Origin of the sequence: Methylococcus sp. EFPC2 (genome assembly GCF_016925495.1) — a bacterium.
Lineage (GTDB): Bacteria > Pseudomonadota > Gammaproteobacteria > Methylococcales > Methylococcaceae > EFPC2.
Window position 1 is genome coordinate 2166476 of sequence record NZ_CP070491.1, and the last position, 18779, is coordinate 2185254.

An 18779-nucleotide genomic window follows, 5' to 3' on the forward strand; every position below is an offset into this window, starting at 1 on the left:
GAATTCATCCATGCTGCAACACCGCGAGCGTCCTTACCTGGGCTACGGCTTGGGGCTGCGCAAAGAACATTACGAAACCATATTGGCGGAAAAACCGCCTCTGGAGTGGTTCGAGATCATCACCGAAAACTATCTGGTGGATGGCGGCAAGCCGCTGCATTACCTGGAGCGCATCCGCGCGCACTACCCCATCGTCATGCACGGGGTCTCATTGTCCATCGGCGGTACGGACCCGTTGGACTTCGGCTACCTGGCCAAGGTCAAAGCCCTGGCGAAAGACATCGAAGCGGCCTGGATCTCCGACCATGTGTGCTGGACCGGCGTGAACGGCATCAACCTGCACGACCTGCTCCCGCTGCCTTATACCGAGGAAACGCTGCGCCACGTCTGCGAGCGCATCGCCCGAGTCCAGGATTTCCTCGGCCGGCGCATCCTCATGGAAAATCCGTCCAGCTATCTGAGCTTCGGCCACTCGGAAATGAGCGAATGGGAATTCATCGCCGCCATGGCGGAACGCGCCGATTGCCTGCTGCTGCTGGACGTCAACAATATCTACGTCAGCGCCCGCAATCACGGCTTCGATGCCGGGCAATACCTTGCCCGGATACCCGCCGAACGCGTCTGGCAAATCCATCTGGCCGGCCATTCCGACTACGGCGATCTGGTCATCGACACCCACGACCATCCGGTGGCGGACCCGGTGTGGGCCTTGTACGAGGAAGCGATACGCCATTGCGGACCGGTTTCCACCATGATAGAGCGCGACGACGCCATCCCGCCCCTGGCGGACTTGCTGGACGAACTGCAACTGGCGCGCGACGCCGCCGGTCGGGCATTGCAGGATCGCGGCCGCAAACACGCCGAAACGCTCGGGACCCCGGAAGACTTATGGGCTTGAAAAACGAAGTACCCTTGGCCGAACTGCAGCGGCGCTTCCAGGCCGCCGTCCTGAGCGGCGAGCCGGGCGCACCCGGCTTCGTGGCCGCCGAGACGCCCGAGGCGGCGGAGCAGCGTTTTCGCGTTTATCACGACGCCTACCGGCTCCGCCTGGCCGAAGCCCTGGGCGCGGACTACCCGGCCCTTCGCGCCGTCATGGGTGCCGGGGCTTTCGCCGAGCTGGCTTACGCCTACGCGGAAACCGTGCCGTCGAGGCATTATTCCATCCGCTGGGCGGGGGCGAGCCTCGCCGAACGGCTGTCCGGTCATCCGGGCCTGGCCGACCTGGCGCGCTTCGAATGGGCACTGAGCCTGGCTTTCGACGCGGCCGACGCGAGCCCGCTGGAGGTGGCCGCGCTCAGCGCCGTCCCACTGGAGCACTGGCCCGACTTGCGGCTGCACTTTCATGCGTCCCTGCAAATTTTTGAATTGCGCCACGACGTGGCGCCGCTGTGGCGGGCCGCCACGGACGACGCAGCCCTGCCCGAAATGCCGGCCGAAGAAAATCCGCGCCCCTGGCTGGTATGGCGCCGGGGGCTGAGCGTTTATTACCGTGTCCTGGACGACAACGAAGGCTGGGCATTGCAAACCGCCAGCAAGGGCGCGAGTTTCGCCGACTGGTGCGAAGAACTGAGCCTGCGCCTGGACGGCGGCGCCGACGCCGCCACCGTGGCCGCAAGCCTGCTTCGACGCTGGGTGGACGACGAATTGGTCGTCGCTTACGAGTGTGGGAGCGGGTTTTCAGCCGCGCCGGATTGAACAAGCGCTAGCCGACTTCTTCCGGAAGAAAGCCGCCGGCCTGCATGGTCCACAAACGATGATAATGCCCTTTGCGGGCCAGCAGCGCGTCATGGCCGCCGTCCTCCACGATGCGTCCGCCGTCGAATACCAGGATGCGATCCAGGTGCGCGATGGTGGACAGGCGGTGGGCGATGGCGATGACGGTTTTCTTGCCCATGGCCAGCTCCAGGTTTTCCTGTATGGTTTTTTCGGTCAGCGAATCCAGGCTGGACGTCGCCTCGTCCAGGATCAGGATGGGCGCGTCCTTGAGCATCACCCGGGCGATGGCGATGCGCTGGCGCTGTCCGCCGGAAAGTTTCACGCCGCGCTCGCCGACCAGGGCGGCATACCCTTCGGGCATGGCCTGTATGAAGTCGTCGGCATGCGCGAGACGGGCGGCCGCGCGGATTTCCTCCTGACTTGCTCCCCGCTTGCCATAGCCGATGTTTTCGCCCAGGCTGCGGTGGAACAGGCTGGGATCCTGAGGAATCAGGCTGACCTGTTCGTGCAGGGAATCCTGCGTGACGCTCGCGATGTCGGTTCCATCGATCAGGATTTCGCCGCCCTGCGGCTCGATGTTGCGCAATAGCAGGCTGACGAAAGTGGATTTGCCCGACCCGGAATAACCGACCAGACCGACGCGCTGACCGGGCTCGATGATCGCGTTCAAGCCGTCGAACACCGGGTGGTCGGAATCGTAGCCGAAGCGCACCTCGCGGAATTCGATGCGCCCCTGCTTCACGGCCAGTTCGCCGGCGCCCGGCGCATCGACGATCTCGTGCGGCCGGACGATGGTGTCCACGCCGTTGGCGACGTTGCCCAGATATTCGAAGAACTCCAGGAAACGGCGGGAGAGATTGCGCGCATCGCCGATGATGAGCAGGGCGATGCCGACGCTCATGGTGAAATCGCCCACGCCGATCAGGCCCTGGTCCCACAGGGTCAAGGCGTAATAAACGGTGCCCACTTTCAGCGTGGCCGCGGCGATGAACTGGAACCAGCGCACCCGCTCCATGTACCAGAACGTTCGGCGCCCGGCTTGGACCTCGGCATCGAGAAACTCGTCCAGGTATTCCCGCTCGTAGCCCAGCCGGGCGAACAGCTTGGCGTTGAGGATGTTGGTCACGGCATCGACGATCTTGCCGTTCACCTGGCTGCGCACCGCCGCAAAATTCTGGGCATAGGGCTGACAACGGGTGGCGAGCCAGTAGGACAAGGCCACGTAAACCGCGATCCAGCCGGCCACGAATCCGCCCAGCCCCTGATGCACGCCGAACAGCAGGGCGATGGAGACCCCGAAAACCACCGCGATGGGCCAGAAATCGAACATCAGGGTCCAAATCGTGTGATTGACGCTCATGGCCGTTTCGCTGATGCGATGCGCCAGTGCGCCGGCGAAGTGATCGCCGAAATAGCGGGGAGAATGGAACTGCAGATAGCTATAAAGCGCCCGGGTCGTGCGCATGCGCAGGCGCGGCCCGACCAGGATCAGTACCGCGCCGCTGCTCCGGCTGAACAGGATTTCCGCCAGATTGAGCCCGGCCAGCAGCAGCAGCGGCCCTCCCAGGAGATTCAGCACCTCGCCGCCTTTCAATCCGCGCTCGACCGCGTCCATGACGGTCTTGATGGCATAAGGCGCCAGGATGTTGCTCGCCGCCTGCCCCGTTTCCAGGATCAACATCAGCACGATCCAGCCGCGAAACCGGGCCATGCAGTAGCGGATGAAGCGGAAGGTGCCGGTCGGCAGCGAAGGCGCTTCGGCCGCACGACGGAATGCGAGTAGATCGGGCGAGTTGGGCATGAGACGTGGATTGGACCATGGAGGCGAGCGGGCATTATCCCCGAAGCGGCACGCCGGTGTTCATATGAAGCGAGCCTAAGGCCTCGCACTGCGTAATAATGACGATCCGGCCTTCGGAGTTTCAGTCCTTGCGTATCTACCTCGCCCCCATGGAGGGCCTGCTCGACCACATCCTGCGCGACGTGTTGACCCGCCTCGGCGGCGTCGACATCTGCGTGACGGAGTTCCTGCGCGTGTCGGGCAGCCTGCAACCGCCGCGCAGCTTCCTGCGCATTGCGCCCGAGCTGGAAAACGGCAGCCTGACGCACAGCGGAGTCCCGGTGCGGGTGCAACTGCTCGGCTCGGATCCGCATTTCATGGCCCAGAACGCGGCCCGGCTGGCGACGCTGAAGCCGACCGGCATCGATCTGAATTTCGGCTGCCCGGCGAAAACGGTGAACCGGCACCAGGGCGGCGCCATCCTCCTGCGCGAACCCGAGCGGCTCTACGCCGTGGTTTCCGCCGTCCGCGCCGCCATCCCGCCGGATATGCTGCTCAGCGCCAAGATGCGCCTGGGCTACGACGATCCGCATCGGGCCGTGGACTGCGCCCGGGCCATCAGGGCCGGCGGAGCGGGAGAACTGGTGGTGCATGCACGCACCAAGGAAGACGGTTATCGTCCGCCGGCTTACTGGGAGCGGATCGCGCCGATCAAGGCGGCGGTCAACATCCCGGTCGTCGCCAACGGCGAGATCTGGACCGCCGAGGATTATCAGCGCTGCCGGGACATTTCGGGCGTGGACGATGCGATGCTGGGCCGGGGTGCGGTGGCCAACCCCGGATTGGCCCGGACGATCAAGCACGGCCAGGATGCCAGGGTGTCCTGGTCGGAACTGCAACCGCTGCTGCTGGAGTTTTGGCGTCTGGTTGGCCGGCATGTGCAAGTCAAATACCGTTGCGGGCGCATGAAGCAATGGTTGAATTATCTGCGCCGCACCTATCCCGAAGCGGAGCGTGCCTATCAAAACCTGCGCACGGTGGTCGATCCGCTCGACCTGGAGCGCAAGCTGTTCGGCGCCTGCCTTCCGCGCTTGGAAATAGCGGTCGACCCCGTTTGAGCTCCCGATGGAAAGACTGACTCGAGACAGCCTCGCCGAGCATCTGCTGCAACACATGCCGGTTGCCGCCTTCGTGCTGGATGCCCGGCATCGCGTGGTGATCTGGAACAAAGCCTGCGAACAACTGACGGGCATCGCGGCCGCGGAAATGTTGGGCACGAATGGCCACTGGCGGGGCTTTTACACCGAGGAGCGGCCTTGCCTCGCCGATCTCTTGCTCGACGACAGCCTGGGGGACGCCGCCGGCCTCTATGAATTGAGCCGGGATGGCATCGCCGGCAGCGCCACCCGTCACACGGAAAACTGGTGCCTGATGCCCGACGGGCGCAAGCTTTATCTGGTTATCGACGCCGGCGCCATCACCGACGAGCGGGGCGAAATCATCGCGGTCGTGGAGACCCAGCGCGACCGGACGGAACAAAGACTGGCGATGCAGGCCTTGAGCGACAGCGAGCGGCGCATCTCCTCCATCCTGGATTCCGCGATGGATGCCATCGTGACCATAGACCGGGATCATAAAATCACCCTGTTCAATGCCGCCGCAGCCCGCATATTCCGCTGTGCGGCCGATTTCGCCCTCGGCCAGCCCATAGATCGCTTCATCGCCGCGCACTGCCGCGCGCTGTTCGAACAGTTCGTCGACTTCGACACCTCGTCACGCAAATCCTGGGCCCCCGAAGGACTCACCGCGCGCCGCGCCGACGGGGAGGAATTCCCCATCGAGGCGACTTTTTCGCCGCTGGAAGCGGGGGGGCAAAAACTCTACACCCTCATCCTGCGCGACGTGAACGACCGACGGCTGGCCGAGGAAAGACTGGACAAGCTACAGCGGGAAAAAGGCTATCTGCAGGAAGTGCTCAACGACGAGCACAATCCGGACGATTTCGTCAGCGGTTCCCGGGAGATGCGGGCCGTGATGGAACAGGCGCGCATGGTGGCCCGCACCGACACCCCCGTCCTGTTGCTGGGTGAAACCGGCACCGGGAAGGAATTGCTCGCCCGCGCCATCCACGAATACAGCGAACGCCGCGGCGCGCTGCTGGTCAAGGTGAATTGTGCGGCCCTGCCGGGCGAGCTGATCGAAAGCGAGTTATTCGGCCACGAGAAAGGCGCCTTTACCGGCGCAACCCAGCAGCGTAAGGGACGTTTCGAATTGGCGGATCGCGGCTCGCTGATGCTGGACGAGGTGGGTGAACTTCCGCCCTCGGCGCAGGCCAAGTTGTTGCGCGTGTTGCAGGAGCAGGAATTCGAACGCGTGGGCGGCAGCGAGACGCTCAAGGTGGATGTGAGGGTGATCGCCGCGACCAACCGCAACCTGGCCGAAGAAGTCGCCTTGGGGCGCTTCCGCTCCGACTTGTATTACCGGCTCAACGTGTTTCCCATCGAGGTACCCGCCCTGCGTCGGCGGGTTTCGGACATCCCGCTACTGGCCCGCTTTTTTCTCGACAAATATGCGCGGAAATTCGGCAAGCGCATCACCGACATCGAAACCCTGTCGCTGGAACGGCTGCTGCATTATTCATGGCCAGGCAATGTGCGCGAGCTGCAAAACGTAATCGAACGCGCGGTCATCCTCAGTCCGGGCACGAAGCTGGAAATCCCGCCCCTGGTCGATCCCCGCCCCGCCCCCGTCAGCTCGGTGGGGCGCGTGGAATCCCTGCAAGCGGTGGAACGCGAGCACATCCTGCGAGCCCTGCGCGACACCGGCTGGGTCATCTCCGGCCCCAAGGGCGCCGCAGCGATGCTGGACTTGAACCCCAACACCCTGCGTTCGCGCATGCAGAAGCTCGGCATTTTCAGGAATACCGGCTAAGGCCTGCGCGATACGAACGGGATTGCAGACCTGCCGCAGCCATGCGGCGAGCGGGATTCGATCACCACCCTCCCCGACCGAAGCTATTTCTTCAACACCCGGGCGAAAGCCTCCGCCATCGCACCCTGGACCTGCGGCTGAGGTTCGCGACGCTCGCGCCGGCCGCCGCGCTCGCCCTCTTTCGGGTTCGAACCGCGAGACGCTCCGGCGGCGGGCTTGCCGTCTCTGGCCGCCGGCTCGGCCTCCTTTTTCATGCTCAAGGCGATGCGCTGACGCGCCACGTCCACTTCCAGCACTTTCACCCTGACCATGTCGCCGGTCTTGACCACTTCGCGCGGGTCCTTGACGAAACGATCGGCCAGATGCGATATGTGCACCAGACCGTCCTGATGCACGCCGATGTCGACGAAAGCCCCGAAGTTGGCGACATTGGTGACCACGCCCTCCAGCGTCATGCCGGGTTTGAGATCGGTGATCTTCTCAACTCCTTCCAGAAATTTGACGCTCTTGAACTCCGGGCGCGGATCGCGACCCGGCTTTTCCAGCTCTTTCAGAATGTCGGTCACGGTCGGCAGGCCGAAACGCTCGTCCACGTAATTCTCGGCATTGACGCCACGCAGGAAGGCGGCGTTGCCGATCAGCTCGCGAATGTCCTTGCCGGTCTGCCCGACGATCTTGCGCACCATGGGGTAGGCTTCCGGGTGCACGGCGGAAGCATCGAGCGGGTTATCGCCGTCCATGACGCGCAGGAAACCGGCGGCCTGTTCGAAAGTCTTCTCGCCGAGGCGGGCGACCTTCTTCAATTCATCGCGGTTTCTGAACGGGCCGTTCTGGTTGCGGTATTCGACGATGTTCTGCCCTATGGTTTGCGACAGGCCGGAGACATAGCGCAGCAGCGAGACCGAGGCGGTATTCACGTCCACACCCACGGCGTTGACACAATCTTCCACCACCGCGTCCAGACTGCGGGCCAAATGAGACTGGTTGACGTCGTGTTGGTACTGGCCGACGCCGATGGACTTGGGGTCGATCTTGACCAATTCGGCCAACGGGTCCTGCAAGCGGCGTGCGATGGACACAGCCCCGCGCAACGACACATCGAGATCAGGAAACTCCTTCGCCGCCAGTTCGGAAGCCGAATACACCGAGGCGCCGGCTTCCGATACCGTGATCTTGGTGATCCCCAACTCCGGATGGCGCTTCATCAAATCGGCCGTGAGTTGGTCGGTCTCCCGGGAAGCCGTGCCGTTGCCGATGCTGACCAGCTGTACACCGTGTTGCTTGATCAGATGGGCCAGGATGGCGATGGACTGATCCCACTGGTTTTTCGGCTGATGCGGATAGATGGTCGCCGTATCCAGCACTTTGCCGGTGGCGTCCACCACGGCCACCTTGACCCCCGTGCGCAGGCCGGGATCCAGGCCCATCGTCGCCTTGGGACCCGCGGGAGCGGCCAGCAGCAGATCCTTCAGGTTGTGGGCGAACACCCTTATGGCTTCTTCTTCGGCGGTTTCGCGCAATTGCTGCATCAGATCCAGCTCGATGCGGGTGAGTATCTTCACCTTCCAGGCGAAATGAACGGCGTCCTGCAACCAGCGATCCGCCGGCCGTCCCTTATCGGCAATACCAAAAGCCTGCGCGACCAGGGTTGCACAGGTCGCATGGCTCGCATCCTCGTCCTTGCCTACCCGCAAATTCAGGTTCAGCACATCCTCGTTGCGCCCGCGAAACAGCGCGAGCGCCCGGTGCGACGGGACTTTGGCGATCGGCTCGGCGAAATCGAAGTAGTCGCGGAATTTGGCGCCTTCGGTTTCCTTGCCGGTTGCCAAGGTCGAGGCCAAGATACCTTCCGCCCAGATTTTGTCGCGCAAAGCGGCCAGCAGACCGGCATTTTCGGCAAAACGCTCCATCAAGATTTGTTTGGCGCCTTCCAGGGCCGCCGCCACATCCGTCACGCCTTTTTCCTCGCTCACATAGTTCGCCGCTTCCGTTTGCGGCGACAGGCCGGGGTCAGCCAGCAAGGCATCCGCCAGTGGTTCGAGGCCGGCCTCGCGGGCAATCTGCGCCTTGGTTCTGCGTTTCGGCTTGTAGGGGAGATAAAGGTCTTCCAGCAAAGTCTTGGTATCGACCGCCAGGATCGCCTGCTCCAATTCGGGCGTCAGCTTGCCCTGGTCGCGAATGCTGGCGAGGACGACTTCACGGCGCGCATTCAATTCGCGGAGATAAACGAGCCGCGCCTCCAGCGTTCTGAGCTGGGTATCGTCGAGACTGCCCGTCGCTTCTTTGCGATACCGGGCGATGAAAGGCACCGTCGCACCTTCGTCCAACAAATCGACCGCCGCCTGAACCTGGCGCAGACCGACGGCAAGCTCTTCGGCTATACGCGCGATGACATTCATAAAAATCCTTACAATCGAGTATTTCGGCTGGCCATTTTAACAGTATCGCCGATTACATCCCCGAAATACCGGCTTAGCGCGGCCCCGAGCGAACCGGGCGGGTACTCTTACACGGCGCTCGGCGCAAGCGCTGCGATTCGGGCAAAAAAAACCCCGCTCGGAAGCGGGGTTCTCCGTGTTACCAAGCCTGACGCATCAAGCAGCGCTATTACGACGCCCGATGGTGAACAAACCGGCCAAGGCGGATGCCAAGAGCCAGAAAGCCGCCGGTACCGGTACCGCGGTGGTATCGATGCCGATGGAAACCAGCGTCTTGTTGATGGAGGCGTAATCGGCCGGCGACGAACTCCATGCCAGCAAGACGTTGGTGATCTTCACCGTTGCGGATTCTGCAGAATCCAAGCCCGCGCTTTGTGTCGCCCACCAATCGGTAGGCGCCGTGTCCGCGGCGGCCTCGGCCCAAGTCTTCACATCGTCGAGCGATCCTGCGCTGAACGGATTGGACAGGTTGTTCACGTAGAAATTGCCGCCCGCGCCGACAACCGTCGTGTCGCCAGCCGTGTTACCCCAGCGCTCATATCCGCCCTGCTCGAACAGGTTGGCGCCCGTCAGGGTATAACCGGACTTCGCGGTGACCGTGATCAGAGGAGTGGTCGATTGGGTGATCACCGGCAGTCCCGTACCCGGCGCGGTCGCTTCGAAAGCCACCGGCGAGAAAGACAACTCGTCCCCTACTACAGAATAAGTTCCAAACAGACCATTCAGCAGCGACTCATCGAAAGAAAAGTCTACGGTCGCGCCGTGTAGTGTCACCGCACTCGCACTCGATGCGGCAAACGCCAAGCCGGCTGCAACCAAAGCTTGTTTCAGTTTATTCATAACAGGTCCTCTAAAAAATGAAAATTTCCGTACCTACAGTCTCATCCCTGGGTGCAAAACAACTCCCACTTACGCTTCGGACGTGATACGCCAGAGACACTGCAGCACATGCGAACGACCGATGCAAACTGGCCTAAGTCACTGCATCTGCCCACGGATAACTATTGCAAAAAATGAGCCACAATTTCAAACCTTTGTTTTATAAAGCCTCCGGCGCCACTCGAAACTTCATGCCCCGAGATTTGATCGGGTGTTGTAAAAAATTCGGACACCCCGGTGCTTATTTGTGCTGTCCAATCAACAATAACCATGCTCTGAAAGCGGCGGTATACCGAGTCAGCACTATCCAGAAGCGGCCTTACCCCTGCCATTAAGGGCTTTTCGTGATCGAAGCCAGTGGTTGTCGCCTGTCGACGTCAACCTGATTACCGGGGGATATCGTGTCGAATGACGTGTAAAATTGCACTGCGTATTATCCGTATAGAATTTACCACCATCCACCCGCCCGGAAATCATTAGGCACGCCTTGCCGAAGGCAAAATATTACCTACCCATTTCTGCTATCAACCCGGCCAGAATACGATTAATCAATCATAACTGACTGATCTACATTAATCTTGAGCCAATCCATATTAAGCGCCCGGTTAATAACGGTAGACATAACCTTACCTCCATACCCTATGAAACAAACACTATCGGAGTTGAATGCCAAGTTAAACCAAGAGACCGGTCGGTTGACCTGGTCCGAACTCGAACGCCATTTCGCGCGCGGAGCGCTTATATGGGTGAGCGGCCAACTCGATCTGGTGGAGGTCGCCGCGGCCATGGCCGCGGACGACAAAGCGGTGGTTCAGCAATGGTTAACGGAACACCTGCTCGGAAAAGCGGGTATCGAAGAGGCCCGTCGCTGGCATGAGACACAACCCGAATTCTGGGCCGTGGTTACCGCGCCTTGGGTGTTGATTCAGGAAATTTCCGCGGGGCGATCAGGCTAAGTGCAGTGAAGATTCCACTCAGCCGGTAGCAACCGGGGTATCGTCAAGCCCTCCCCATTCGGTCCAGGAACCGTCATAGACAGCGATATCCTGGTAGCCGAGGCGGTAGAGCCCCAGCGCCAGGATCGCAGCCGTGACGCCAGTACCGCAAGTGGCCACGATGCGTCGCTCGTCGGCGACAACCGGCGCGAAAAGCGTCGCCAGCGCCTCCAAGGGCCGCAGGCACCGCGTGTGATCGTCAATCAGATCCTTGAAAAAAAGGTTCCGGCTGCCGGGGATATGCCCCGAGCGCAGCCCCGGCCGGGGCTCCGGCTCGGTGCCGGCAAATCGTCCCGGTGACCGGGCATCCACGATCTGCGCGCTTCCTTCGCCGCTCAACCTCCTCATAGCGGCCAAATCACACACCAGATCGCGACGGACGGAGGGGATGGGGTAATGGATTTCGGCCGGGGAAGATTCGTCTCTTGTCACCGGATACCCCGATGCACGCCAACGCTCCAACCCGCCGTCCAGCACGGAAACCCGCTCATGGCCAAAAACCCGAAAAGTCCACCACAAACGGGCCGACGCCATAAAAAAATTGCTGTCGTAAACGACCACCCGTGTTTGCGCGTCTATACCCAGTCGGCCCAGTGCAGCGGCAAAGTGCTCCGGACTCGGCAGCATATGCGGCAAACCGCTGCTTCGATCAGCGACCTCGTCGATATCGAAAAACAGCGCGCCGGGAATATGCGCCTGCTGATACTCCGCGCGAGCGTGCCGTTGCTGGTTCGGTAAGAAGAAACTGGCGTCGATTATTCTTAGGTCTGCATCGCCCAACTTGGCCGCGAGCCATTCGCAATCCACGAGCGCGTTATTTTCTTGTGTCGTCATATCCAGAACCCAGAATCAGGGAGAGTGAACACCGGTACTAATTGATTGATCCATCTTCTTCTTGTGCATTTCCAAGTCGTAGAGCAGCTTCTGGATTTGCACTTGAAAGCCACGGCTCCGACTCGACATCGAACATCCCAGGCGGAAGGCGGGCCGATGGCCTACGGTGGTCGCCAATTTGCTTCGGATTTCGATCGTCGCCGGTTCACCCGCCAGACGCGGCAGTAGCAAGCAGTTTTCGAAACGCTGACCGACTTCCGGTTCGGCGGAAAATTGCTCGCTAAATCCCGACAAGCCGAGGCCATCGAGACTGATGTCCAACACCTCCAATTCGGCCGGCTCTCTCCCGGCTAGGGGAATATGGCAGGTCACCCGCATGGCCTGCGGCACATAGGCACGGTAGCATCTGCGGCGCTGAAGCCAATACAGGCGATCGGGCAGCGGCACGGCAAACACGTCCTGCCCATTGATACTGGCCTCTTTGACTCGACCAACGGAAAATCGGGCTTCGATTCCATCCACGCGACAAGCAAAACTGACTTCTTCTGCGTCCACCAATGACCGGTTCAGACCTTCATTGGCACTGGTATCGACCGCCATCAAGCCTTTTTCCGGCAGGATTTTCACGATGAGGGTGAGAAATCCGGTATTGCTGCCGGCGACACTCGAACTCAACAATATCCGCCGCGTCTCGATGATACGCAGCTTTTCAAGTATCTCCCCCTTGCCGAAGAGAGTGTAACCCTTGATTAAATCCGACGGTGGCATCATGGCGCGCCACGTTCAAGTTCTAACGATAGGCTGCATAGCGGAGATGCCATAACGCCTGGATCACTGCCGACCCTGCCATCGGCGTTGTGAACCAGACTACCAGCTTCCCGCTTGTATGAATTCGATCTTGTAAGCATCCGGATCTTCGACGAAAGCGATCACGGTATTTCCGTGTTTCATGGGCCCCGGTTCGCGCGTGACCTTGCCCCCCCATAGCCGGACGCGATCGCACGCGGCATCGATATCGTCGACCTCCACCGCGATGTGTCCGAAACCGGTGCCCGACTCGTAACGGTCCACGCCCCAGTTATAGGTGAGCTCCAGCACGCTGGCATCTCGTTCGTCCTGGAACCCCACGAAAGCCAGGGTGAAATGTCCGTCCGGGTACTCATGCCTACGCAACAGCTTCATGCCCAGCGCCTCGGTATAAAAAGCGATGGATCGCTCCAGATCGCCCACTCTCAACATGGTGTGCAATATTCTCATCGACATGCTCCTGCCTACCCTCAAACTCAGGCGGCCAACGCGGCGCTTACCGAATCGACGAGCCGCTCGGCCAGGCTCTCCACCTGCGCCTCGTCGCGGCCTTCTACCATGACGCGGATCAGAGGCTCGGTACCGGAAGCGCGTATGAGCAAACGCCCGGCGGTACCCAGCTCCTTCTCGACCTCGGCCTTGACCCTCTGTACCGACTCTATGGTGTCGAGGTTGACCCGCTCGCGTATCTTCACGTTGCGCAATACCTGAGGGTATTTATGCATCCGGCTCTTGAGTTCGTGCAGGCTTTTGCCGGACGACCATAACTCCGCCATGACTTGTAGCGCGGACACTACGCCGTCCCCGGTGGTCGTTCGGTCTCGGCAAATGATATGCCCGGAACCTTCGCCGCCCAGCAGGCTTTCGAGCTCCAGCATCATCTCCATGACATAGCGGTCGCCGACGGCAGCACGCTTGAGCACAACGCCCAGATCGGCCAGGGCGTGCTCCATGCCCAGGTTCGTCATCAAGGTACCCACCACGGCACCGCGCAGTGTACCGGCATCCAAACGCGATTTGGCGATGATGAAGAGCAGTTCGTCGCCATCTACGATTTCGCCCAGGTGATCGACCATGATCAAGCGATCGCCGTCGCCGTCCAGCGCGATTCCGAAGTCCGCCTTCTCGGCCAGCACCGTTTCCCGTAATTTCTCCGGCTTGGTGGCGCCGACGCCTTCATTGATGTTCAGCCCGTCGGGCTGAACGCCTATGCGTATCACCTTGGCGCCGATTTCCTCGAACACCGGCGGCGCGACGTGATAAGTCGAGCCATGGGCGCAGTCCACCACGATCTTCGTGCCGGAAAAATCCATGCGTGACGGAATGGTACCCTTGCAAAATTCGATATAACGGCCGGCCGCGTCACTGATACGCGACGCTTTCCCTAGGCGGATGGAATCCACCGTGCTCATGGGTTGTTGGAGCTGCTCCTCTATCTGGAGCTCGATCTCATCGGGCAGCTTCATACCGTCGGACGAGAAAAACTTGATCCCATTGTCGTAATGCGGATTGTGGGAGGCGCTGATCACGATGCCGGCCTGGGCCCTGAAGGCGCGCGTGAGATATGCCACCGCCGGGGTTGGCATGGGACCGAGCAACTGGGTGTTGACCCCGGCAGCCGACAAACCGGCTTCCAGAGCCGATTCGAACATATATCCGGATATACGGGTGTCTTTGCCGATCAACACATTGTTATGCGCGCCTTCGCGGGCAAAAACCCGACCCGCCGCCCAACCCAGCTTGAGCATGAAATCGGGCGTGATGGGGCTAACACCGACTTTCCCGCGTATGCCATCCGTACCGAAATATAATTTTTTCACGCTATGACGTCCTCAATTGTGTTCCGAGTAAGGCAGTTGTAATGATTGACAGGTCAGGGAACGGGCCTTCAGGCCGCGATATTTCGCGGGCTGAAGACTGCCCCCACAAATAGATGATCCGGGCCACCTTAATCACTCAACTGCTCCAAAGCCAAGAAGGCATAGGCCCAACTGCGCACCCTGCGAGCCGCTCGCTCATACTCGATAAGCGAACTAAGTGAGCGCTCCCGTTCCGAGCCTTGTATAGGGCCTGAAAAGCCCCTCGAATTCTAGCAAATTCCATCCCGTTCACTCGGCTCAGAATTCCGTCCGGCCAGAAGGCAATCCGCCATCGACATGGCGACGGAACAAGCGGGGCCCCCCACCGAAACCGGAAATGCAACGGCGGCCAAAAAGCCGTGGCCGCAAGGGACTGGAAAATCCTGCTCAGGGCTCCAAAAACAAAGCCCCCGCTCAAGGCGGGGGCCGGTATGGAGCTTTATAGATTCAGGATCAATGCTGCGCGGCCGGTTTCCCACCCAGGCTTCCGGTGTCGTCCAACACGCCCGTCGCGCCCGCTCCCCGGTCGTCCTTATTGGCCGGCGGGGTGACATCGTCCCAACTCTGTGGCGGACGAGGAGTACGGCCTTCCATGATGTCGTCTATCTGCAGGCGATCGATGGTTTCGTACTTGATCAAGGCGTCGGCCATGACGTGCATCTTTTCGAGGTTTTCGCGCAGTATCTGCTCAGACCGCTCGTAGTTGCGGTCGATCACCGAGCGGATTTCCTCATCGATTAGATGCGCGGTTTCTTCCGACACCGACTTATGCTTGGTCACGGAGCGGCCGAGGAATACCTCGCCCTCCTCCTCGCTGTAAGCCAAGGGACCCAAACGCTCGGACAATCCCCACCGGGTGACCATGTTGCGGGCCAACTGGGTGGCGCGTTCGATGTCATTGGAAGCGCCCGTGGTAACCCGCTCCTTGCCGAAGATCAACTCTTCCGCGATGCGCCCGCCGAACAAACTGGATATCTGGCTTTCCAGCTTCTGCTTGCTGGCGCTGTACTGGTCGCGCTCCGGCAGGAACATCGTGATGCCCAGCGCACGGCCGCGCGGCATGATGCTGACCTTGTATACCGGGTCGTGTTCCGGCACCAGGCGGCCGACGATGGCGTGACCGGCCTCGTGGTAAGCGGTGAGTTTCTTTTCCTCGTCGCTCATGACCATGGAACGGCGCTCGGCACCCATCAGGATCTTGTCCTTGGCTTTTTCGAAGTCGTCCATCTCGACCACCCGCTTGTTCTTGCGGGCGGCGAACAGGGCGGCTTCGTTCACCAGATTGGCCAGATCGGCCCCGGAGAATCCCGGCGTACCGCGAGCGAGCCACTTGATTTCCACGTCGTCCGCGCAAGGCACGCGCTTGGCATGCACCTTAAGGATATGCTCGCGGCCTTTCACGTCCGGCAATCCCACCACGATCTGGCGGTCGAAACGGCCAGGGCGCAGCAGTGCCGGGTCGAGCACGTCGGGACGGTTGGTGGCGGCGATCACGATGATACCTTCGTTGCCCTCGAATCCGTCCATCTCGACCAGCAACTGGTTCAGCGTCTGCTCGCGCTCGTCGTGTCCGCCGCCCAGGCCCGCACCACGATGACGGCCCACGGCATCGATTTCATCGATGAAGATGATGCAAGGCGCATGTTTCTTCGCCTGTTCGAACATGTCGCGGACACGGGACGCGCCCACGCCGACGAACATTTCCACGAAGTCGGAGCCCGAGATAGTGAAGAACGGAACCTTGGCTTCGCCCGCGATGGCGCGCGCCAGCAAGGTCTTGCCGGTACCCGGAGGCCCCACCATCAAAGCACCGCGCGGTATCTTGCCGCCCAGCTTCTGGAACTTGCTGGGGTCTTTGAGGAAATCGACCATTTCGGTGACGTCTTCCTTCGCCTCGTCGCAACCGGCGACGTCCGCGAAGGTCACCTTGACCTGGTCCTCTTCAAGCAAGCGAGCCTTGCTCTTGCCGAAGGACATCGCCCCACGGCCGGCTCCGCCGCCTTGCATCTGGCGCATGAAGAACACCCACACGCCGATCAACAACAGCATGGGGAACCAGGAGATGAAGATCTGCATCAGCAGCGATTGCTGTTCCGGCGGCTGCGCCTTGATCTCGACGTGGTTCTTCAACAAATCGTCGACCAGATGCGGATCCTGGGGGGTGTAGGTGCTGAATTTCTCCCCGGTACCCAGCATGCCGCGCAGGGTCTGACCGTCGATGGTCACCTGTTTCACCTGACCTTCGTTCACCGCTGCGATGAACTGGGAGTAGGACATCGAGGAATCGACCGACTTGCGGGTTCCGAAGTTATTAAACACGGACATCAGCACGACGGCGATGACCACCCACAGCAATATATTTTTTAGCATATCGTTCACTTGTCTCTCCCTTCTCGGATGAAGGCCCGATTGGATGGCTCAATACTATCAGGAATCCAAGGTCGCGTCGGCATCTACGGCCGACTCAACGAGCGAAGCGTGGAACCGCCCTGCTCGATAGGACACGACCGCTCGGCCTTGGTTCCCGACGAGTTTACTCAAGTTTTCTTCAAGCCCTTAGCCACCATGTAGCTCTCGGCGCTGCGGTCGCGCGATGCCTTGGGCTTGCGATTGGAAATACTGGCGAATGAAGCGCGCGCAAGTCGCTGATATTCATCGAACCCGGCGCCATGAAAAAGCTTGACGACGAACACGCCACCCGGTTTCAGTATCTTGCAGGTGGTGTCCAAAGCCAGCTCCGCGAGGTACATGGCACGGGGCTGATCAACCGCGCGCGCACCGGTCATGTTCGGCGCCATATCGGACAGAACCAGGTCGACCGGCCGCCCCTCCAGCGCCTCCATGAGACGATCCAGAACCTCGTCCTCCTGGAAATCGCCCTGGATGAAGGTCACGCCGGGCAGCGCTTCCATGGGCAGGATGTCCAAGGCTATAATCCGCCCGCTTTTTCCGACCCGTTGCGCCGCGTATTGCGACCAGCCGCCGGGCGCCGCGCCCAGATCGACCACGCTCATAGCGGGCTTGAACAGGCGGTCGCGCGCATCCAACTCTTCCAGCTTGAACACGGCACGCGAGCGAAACCCGCGTTCCTGCGCCATCTTCACGTATTCGTCGGAAAAATGTTCTGCCAGCCAACGCTGGCTACTGCGGCTACGCGCCATAAGCTGTCACACCCTCTATCCGGGAGTATCGTTTGAAATCGGACCAGAAAAAACTATTGCGCGCCCAAGCGCATGCCCTCAAACCTGTCGTGATTACCGGACAGGCCGGCCTCAGCGAGGCCGTCCTTAACGAAATCAATCTGGCGCTCGAGCACCACGAACTGATCAAGGTACGCCTAAACGCCGCGGACAGGGAAGCCCGCAAGGAAATGAGCGATCGGATCTGCACCGAACTAAAAGCGGAGTTGGTCCAGACGCTAGGACACATCGCCGTGATTTACCGCCTGAACCCCGAGAAACATTAGAAAAGTTCCGGCTGCGCCGATCGCTACGCGACCACGCCCTCACCCCGTCCCTCTTCCAGAGGGCATAGGTATCTACACAAATCCCTACCCAGGAACCGGCGACCGAAGGTCGCTCCTTATCCCCTTCTCCCTCTGGGAGAAGGTGGCCCGAAGGGCCGAATGAGGGAAGAGACCACTCGGTTCCTGGGCTACAATCCGCGGGCCATGGGGCCGAGCGGTCTCTCCCTTTGGGAGAGGGATTTAGGGTGAGGGCAAAGCTCCGAATTTTCAACGACTTTTCCGTAAGCATCGAGCGCCCAGGCCCTCACCCCTGCCCCTCTCCCAAAAGGAGAGGGGTGAAAATCAATGCGTTGAGAAGATGTATGGATTACCTGGCCCAGAAGGAGAAGGAGATCAAAGTGGCCGCTTCGCGACTTTCATGGCCACCCAGCCCAGAGGTCATGGTGGGAGCACGGTCTTCAGGCTGCGATCTTCGCGGGCTAAAGCCCGCTCCCACAAACGACCTGGGATAGTTCGGGCCACCGAATAACTAAATGGAATGGCCCTCTGGGGGACACCGATGTGCGTTCTCACACACCGGTTAGTTGCCCGTAGGCATTAGATGTAGCTGATCTTGCGGATTTCAAGCTCCTTCACACCCCCCGGCGTCTGCACCGTCACCACATCTTCCTCGCGTTTGCCGATCAAGGCCCGCGCGATGGGCGACGTGTTGGAGATGCGGCCCGCCTTGATGTCCGCCTCATCCTCTCCGACGATCTGATAGGTCACGACCTGCTCCGTATCCAGGTCTTCGATCTCGACGGTCGAACCGAAAACCACCTTGCCGTCGGCATGCAACTGGGTCACGTCGATGATCTGGCAATTGCTCAGTTTGGCCTCGATCTCCTTGATCCGGCCTTCGGTGAAGCTTTGCTGTTCGCGCGCCGCGTGGTATTCGGCGTTTTCCTTCAAGTCGCCGTGCGCGCGGGCTTCGGAAATGGCCTGGATGATGCGCGGCCGCACCACGGACTTCAGATTGCTCAGCTCTTCTCGCAGACGCTCGGCGCCGCGGACGGTAATGGGGACTTTATTCAT

The 18779-nt window shown here is 60.7% G+C and carries 16 protein-coding genes; 6 read left to right on the top strand and 10 right to left on the bottom strand.

Features of this window, described 5'->3' with window-relative positions:
• The first annotated feature begins 10 nt into the window (after window positions 1-10).
• Complete coding sequence (locus JWZ97_RS09110) at window positions 11-898, top strand: DUF692 domain-containing protein (protein ID WP_205434439.1); 888 nt, start codon at window positions 11-13, stop codon at window positions 896-898.
• Complete coding sequence (locus JWZ97_RS09115; RefSeq protein WP_205434440.1) at window positions 889-1695, top strand: DNA-binding domain-containing protein; 807 nt, start codon at window positions 889-891, stop codon at window positions 1693-1695. The genes JWZ97_RS09110 and JWZ97_RS09115 overlap by 10 nt, the downstream gene beginning before the upstream one ends.
• A gap of 7 nt (window positions 1696-1702) precedes the next feature.
• Here JWZ97_RS09115 and JWZ97_RS09120 read toward each other — a convergent pair whose 3' ends face one another.
• Window positions 1703-3517, bottom strand: coding sequence for an ABC transporter ATP-binding protein (locus JWZ97_RS09120; protein ID WP_205434441.1), 1815 nt, complete (start codon window positions 3515-3517; stop codon window positions 1703-1705).
• Window positions 3518-3645: 128 nt separating this feature from the next.
• Here JWZ97_RS09120 and JWZ97_RS09125 point away from each other — a divergent pair, with 128 nt between their 5' ends.
• A complete protein-coding gene (locus JWZ97_RS09125; RefSeq protein ID WP_205434442.1) occupies window positions 3646-4614 on the top strand; it encodes a tRNA-dihydrouridine synthase in 969 nt (322 codons plus the stop codon).
• 7 nt (window positions 4615-4621) lie between these two features.
• Complete coding sequence (locus JWZ97_RS09130) at window positions 4622-6427, top strand: sigma 54-interacting transcriptional regulator (RefSeq protein WP_205434443.1); 1806 nt, start codon at window positions 4622-4624, stop codon at window positions 6425-6427.
• A gap of 83 nt (window positions 6428-6510) precedes the next feature.
• Here the strand turns inward: JWZ97_RS09130 and JWZ97_RS09135 are convergent, their stop codons facing one another.
• Both JWZ97_RS09135 and JWZ97_RS09140 read right to left on the bottom strand, forming a co-directional pair.
• Window positions 6511-8826: a Tex family protein gene (locus JWZ97_RS09135; protein WP_205434444.1), complete on the bottom strand. Its 2316-nt coding sequence runs from the start codon at window positions 8824-8826 to the stop codon at window positions 6511-6513.
• A gap of 195 nt (window positions 8827-9021) precedes the next feature.
• Window positions 9022-9705: a VPLPA-CTERM sorting domain-containing protein gene (locus tag JWZ97_RS09140; RefSeq protein WP_205434445.1), complete on the bottom strand. Its 684-nt coding sequence runs from the start codon at window positions 9703-9705 to the stop codon at window positions 9022-9024.
• Between the two features lie 680 nt (window positions 9706-10385).
• Between JWZ97_RS09140 and JWZ97_RS09145 the strand changes: the two genes are divergently transcribed.
• Window positions 10386-10700, top strand: a complete 315-nt coding sequence (locus tag JWZ97_RS09145) for a DUF2288 domain-containing protein (RefSeq protein WP_205434446.1) — start codon at window positions 10386-10388, stop codon at window positions 10698-10700.
• Between the two features lie 18 nt (window positions 10701-10718).
• Here the strand turns inward: JWZ97_RS09145 and sseA are convergent, their stop codons facing one another.
• The 6 genes from sseA to rlmE all read right to left on the bottom strand — a co-directional run bounded on the left by sseA (window position 10719) and on the right by rlmE (window position 17400).
• A complete protein-coding gene (gene sseA, locus JWZ97_RS09150; protein WP_205434447.1) occupies window positions 10719-11573 on the bottom strand; it encodes a 3-mercaptopyruvate sulfurtransferase in 855 nt (284 codons plus the stop codon).
• Window positions 11574-11588: 15 nt separating this feature from the next.
• Window positions 11589-12344 (bottom strand): flagellar brake protein, encoded by a 756-nt coding sequence (locus tag JWZ97_RS09155; RefSeq protein WP_205434448.1) that lies wholly within the window; start codon window positions 12342-12344, stop codon window positions 11589-11591.
• A 96-nt stretch (window positions 12345-12440) separates the two neighbouring features.
• Complete coding sequence (gene gloA, locus JWZ97_RS09160; RefSeq protein ID WP_205434449.1) at window positions 12441-12830, bottom strand: lactoylglutathione lyase; 390 nt, start codon at window positions 12828-12830, stop codon at window positions 12441-12443.
• Between the two features lie 26 nt (window positions 12831-12856).
• Window positions 12857-14200: a phosphoglucosamine mutase gene (gene glmM, locus JWZ97_RS09165; protein WP_205434450.1), complete on the bottom strand. Its 1344-nt coding sequence runs from the start codon at window positions 14198-14200 to the stop codon at window positions 12857-12859.
• Window positions 14201-14692: 492 nt separating this feature from the next.
• Window positions 14693-16609: an ATP-dependent zinc metalloprotease FtsH gene (gene ftsH, locus JWZ97_RS09170; protein WP_240342575.1), complete on the bottom strand. Its 1917-nt coding sequence runs from the start codon at window positions 16607-16609 to the stop codon at window positions 14693-14695.
• A gap of 167 nt (window positions 16610-16776) precedes the next feature.
• A complete protein-coding gene (gene rlmE / locus JWZ97_RS09175; RefSeq protein WP_205434451.1) occupies window positions 16777-17400 on the bottom strand; it encodes a 23S rRNA (uridine(2552)-2'-O)-methyltransferase RlmE in 624 nt (207 codons plus the stop codon).
• Window positions 17401-17432: 32 nt separating this feature from the next.
• Between rlmE and yhbY the strand changes: the two genes are divergently transcribed.
• Complete coding sequence (gene yhbY / locus JWZ97_RS09180) at window positions 17433-17705, top strand: ribosome assembly RNA-binding protein YhbY (protein WP_205434452.1); 273 nt, start codon at window positions 17433-17435, stop codon at window positions 17703-17705.
• 597 nt (window positions 17706-18302) lie between these two features.
• On the opposite strand, the gene greA is transcribed toward yhbY, so the two are convergent.
• Window positions 18303-18779, bottom strand: a complete 477-nt coding sequence (greA, locus tag JWZ97_RS09185; RefSeq protein ID WP_205434453.1) for a transcription elongation factor GreA — start codon at window positions 18777-18779, stop codon at window positions 18303-18305.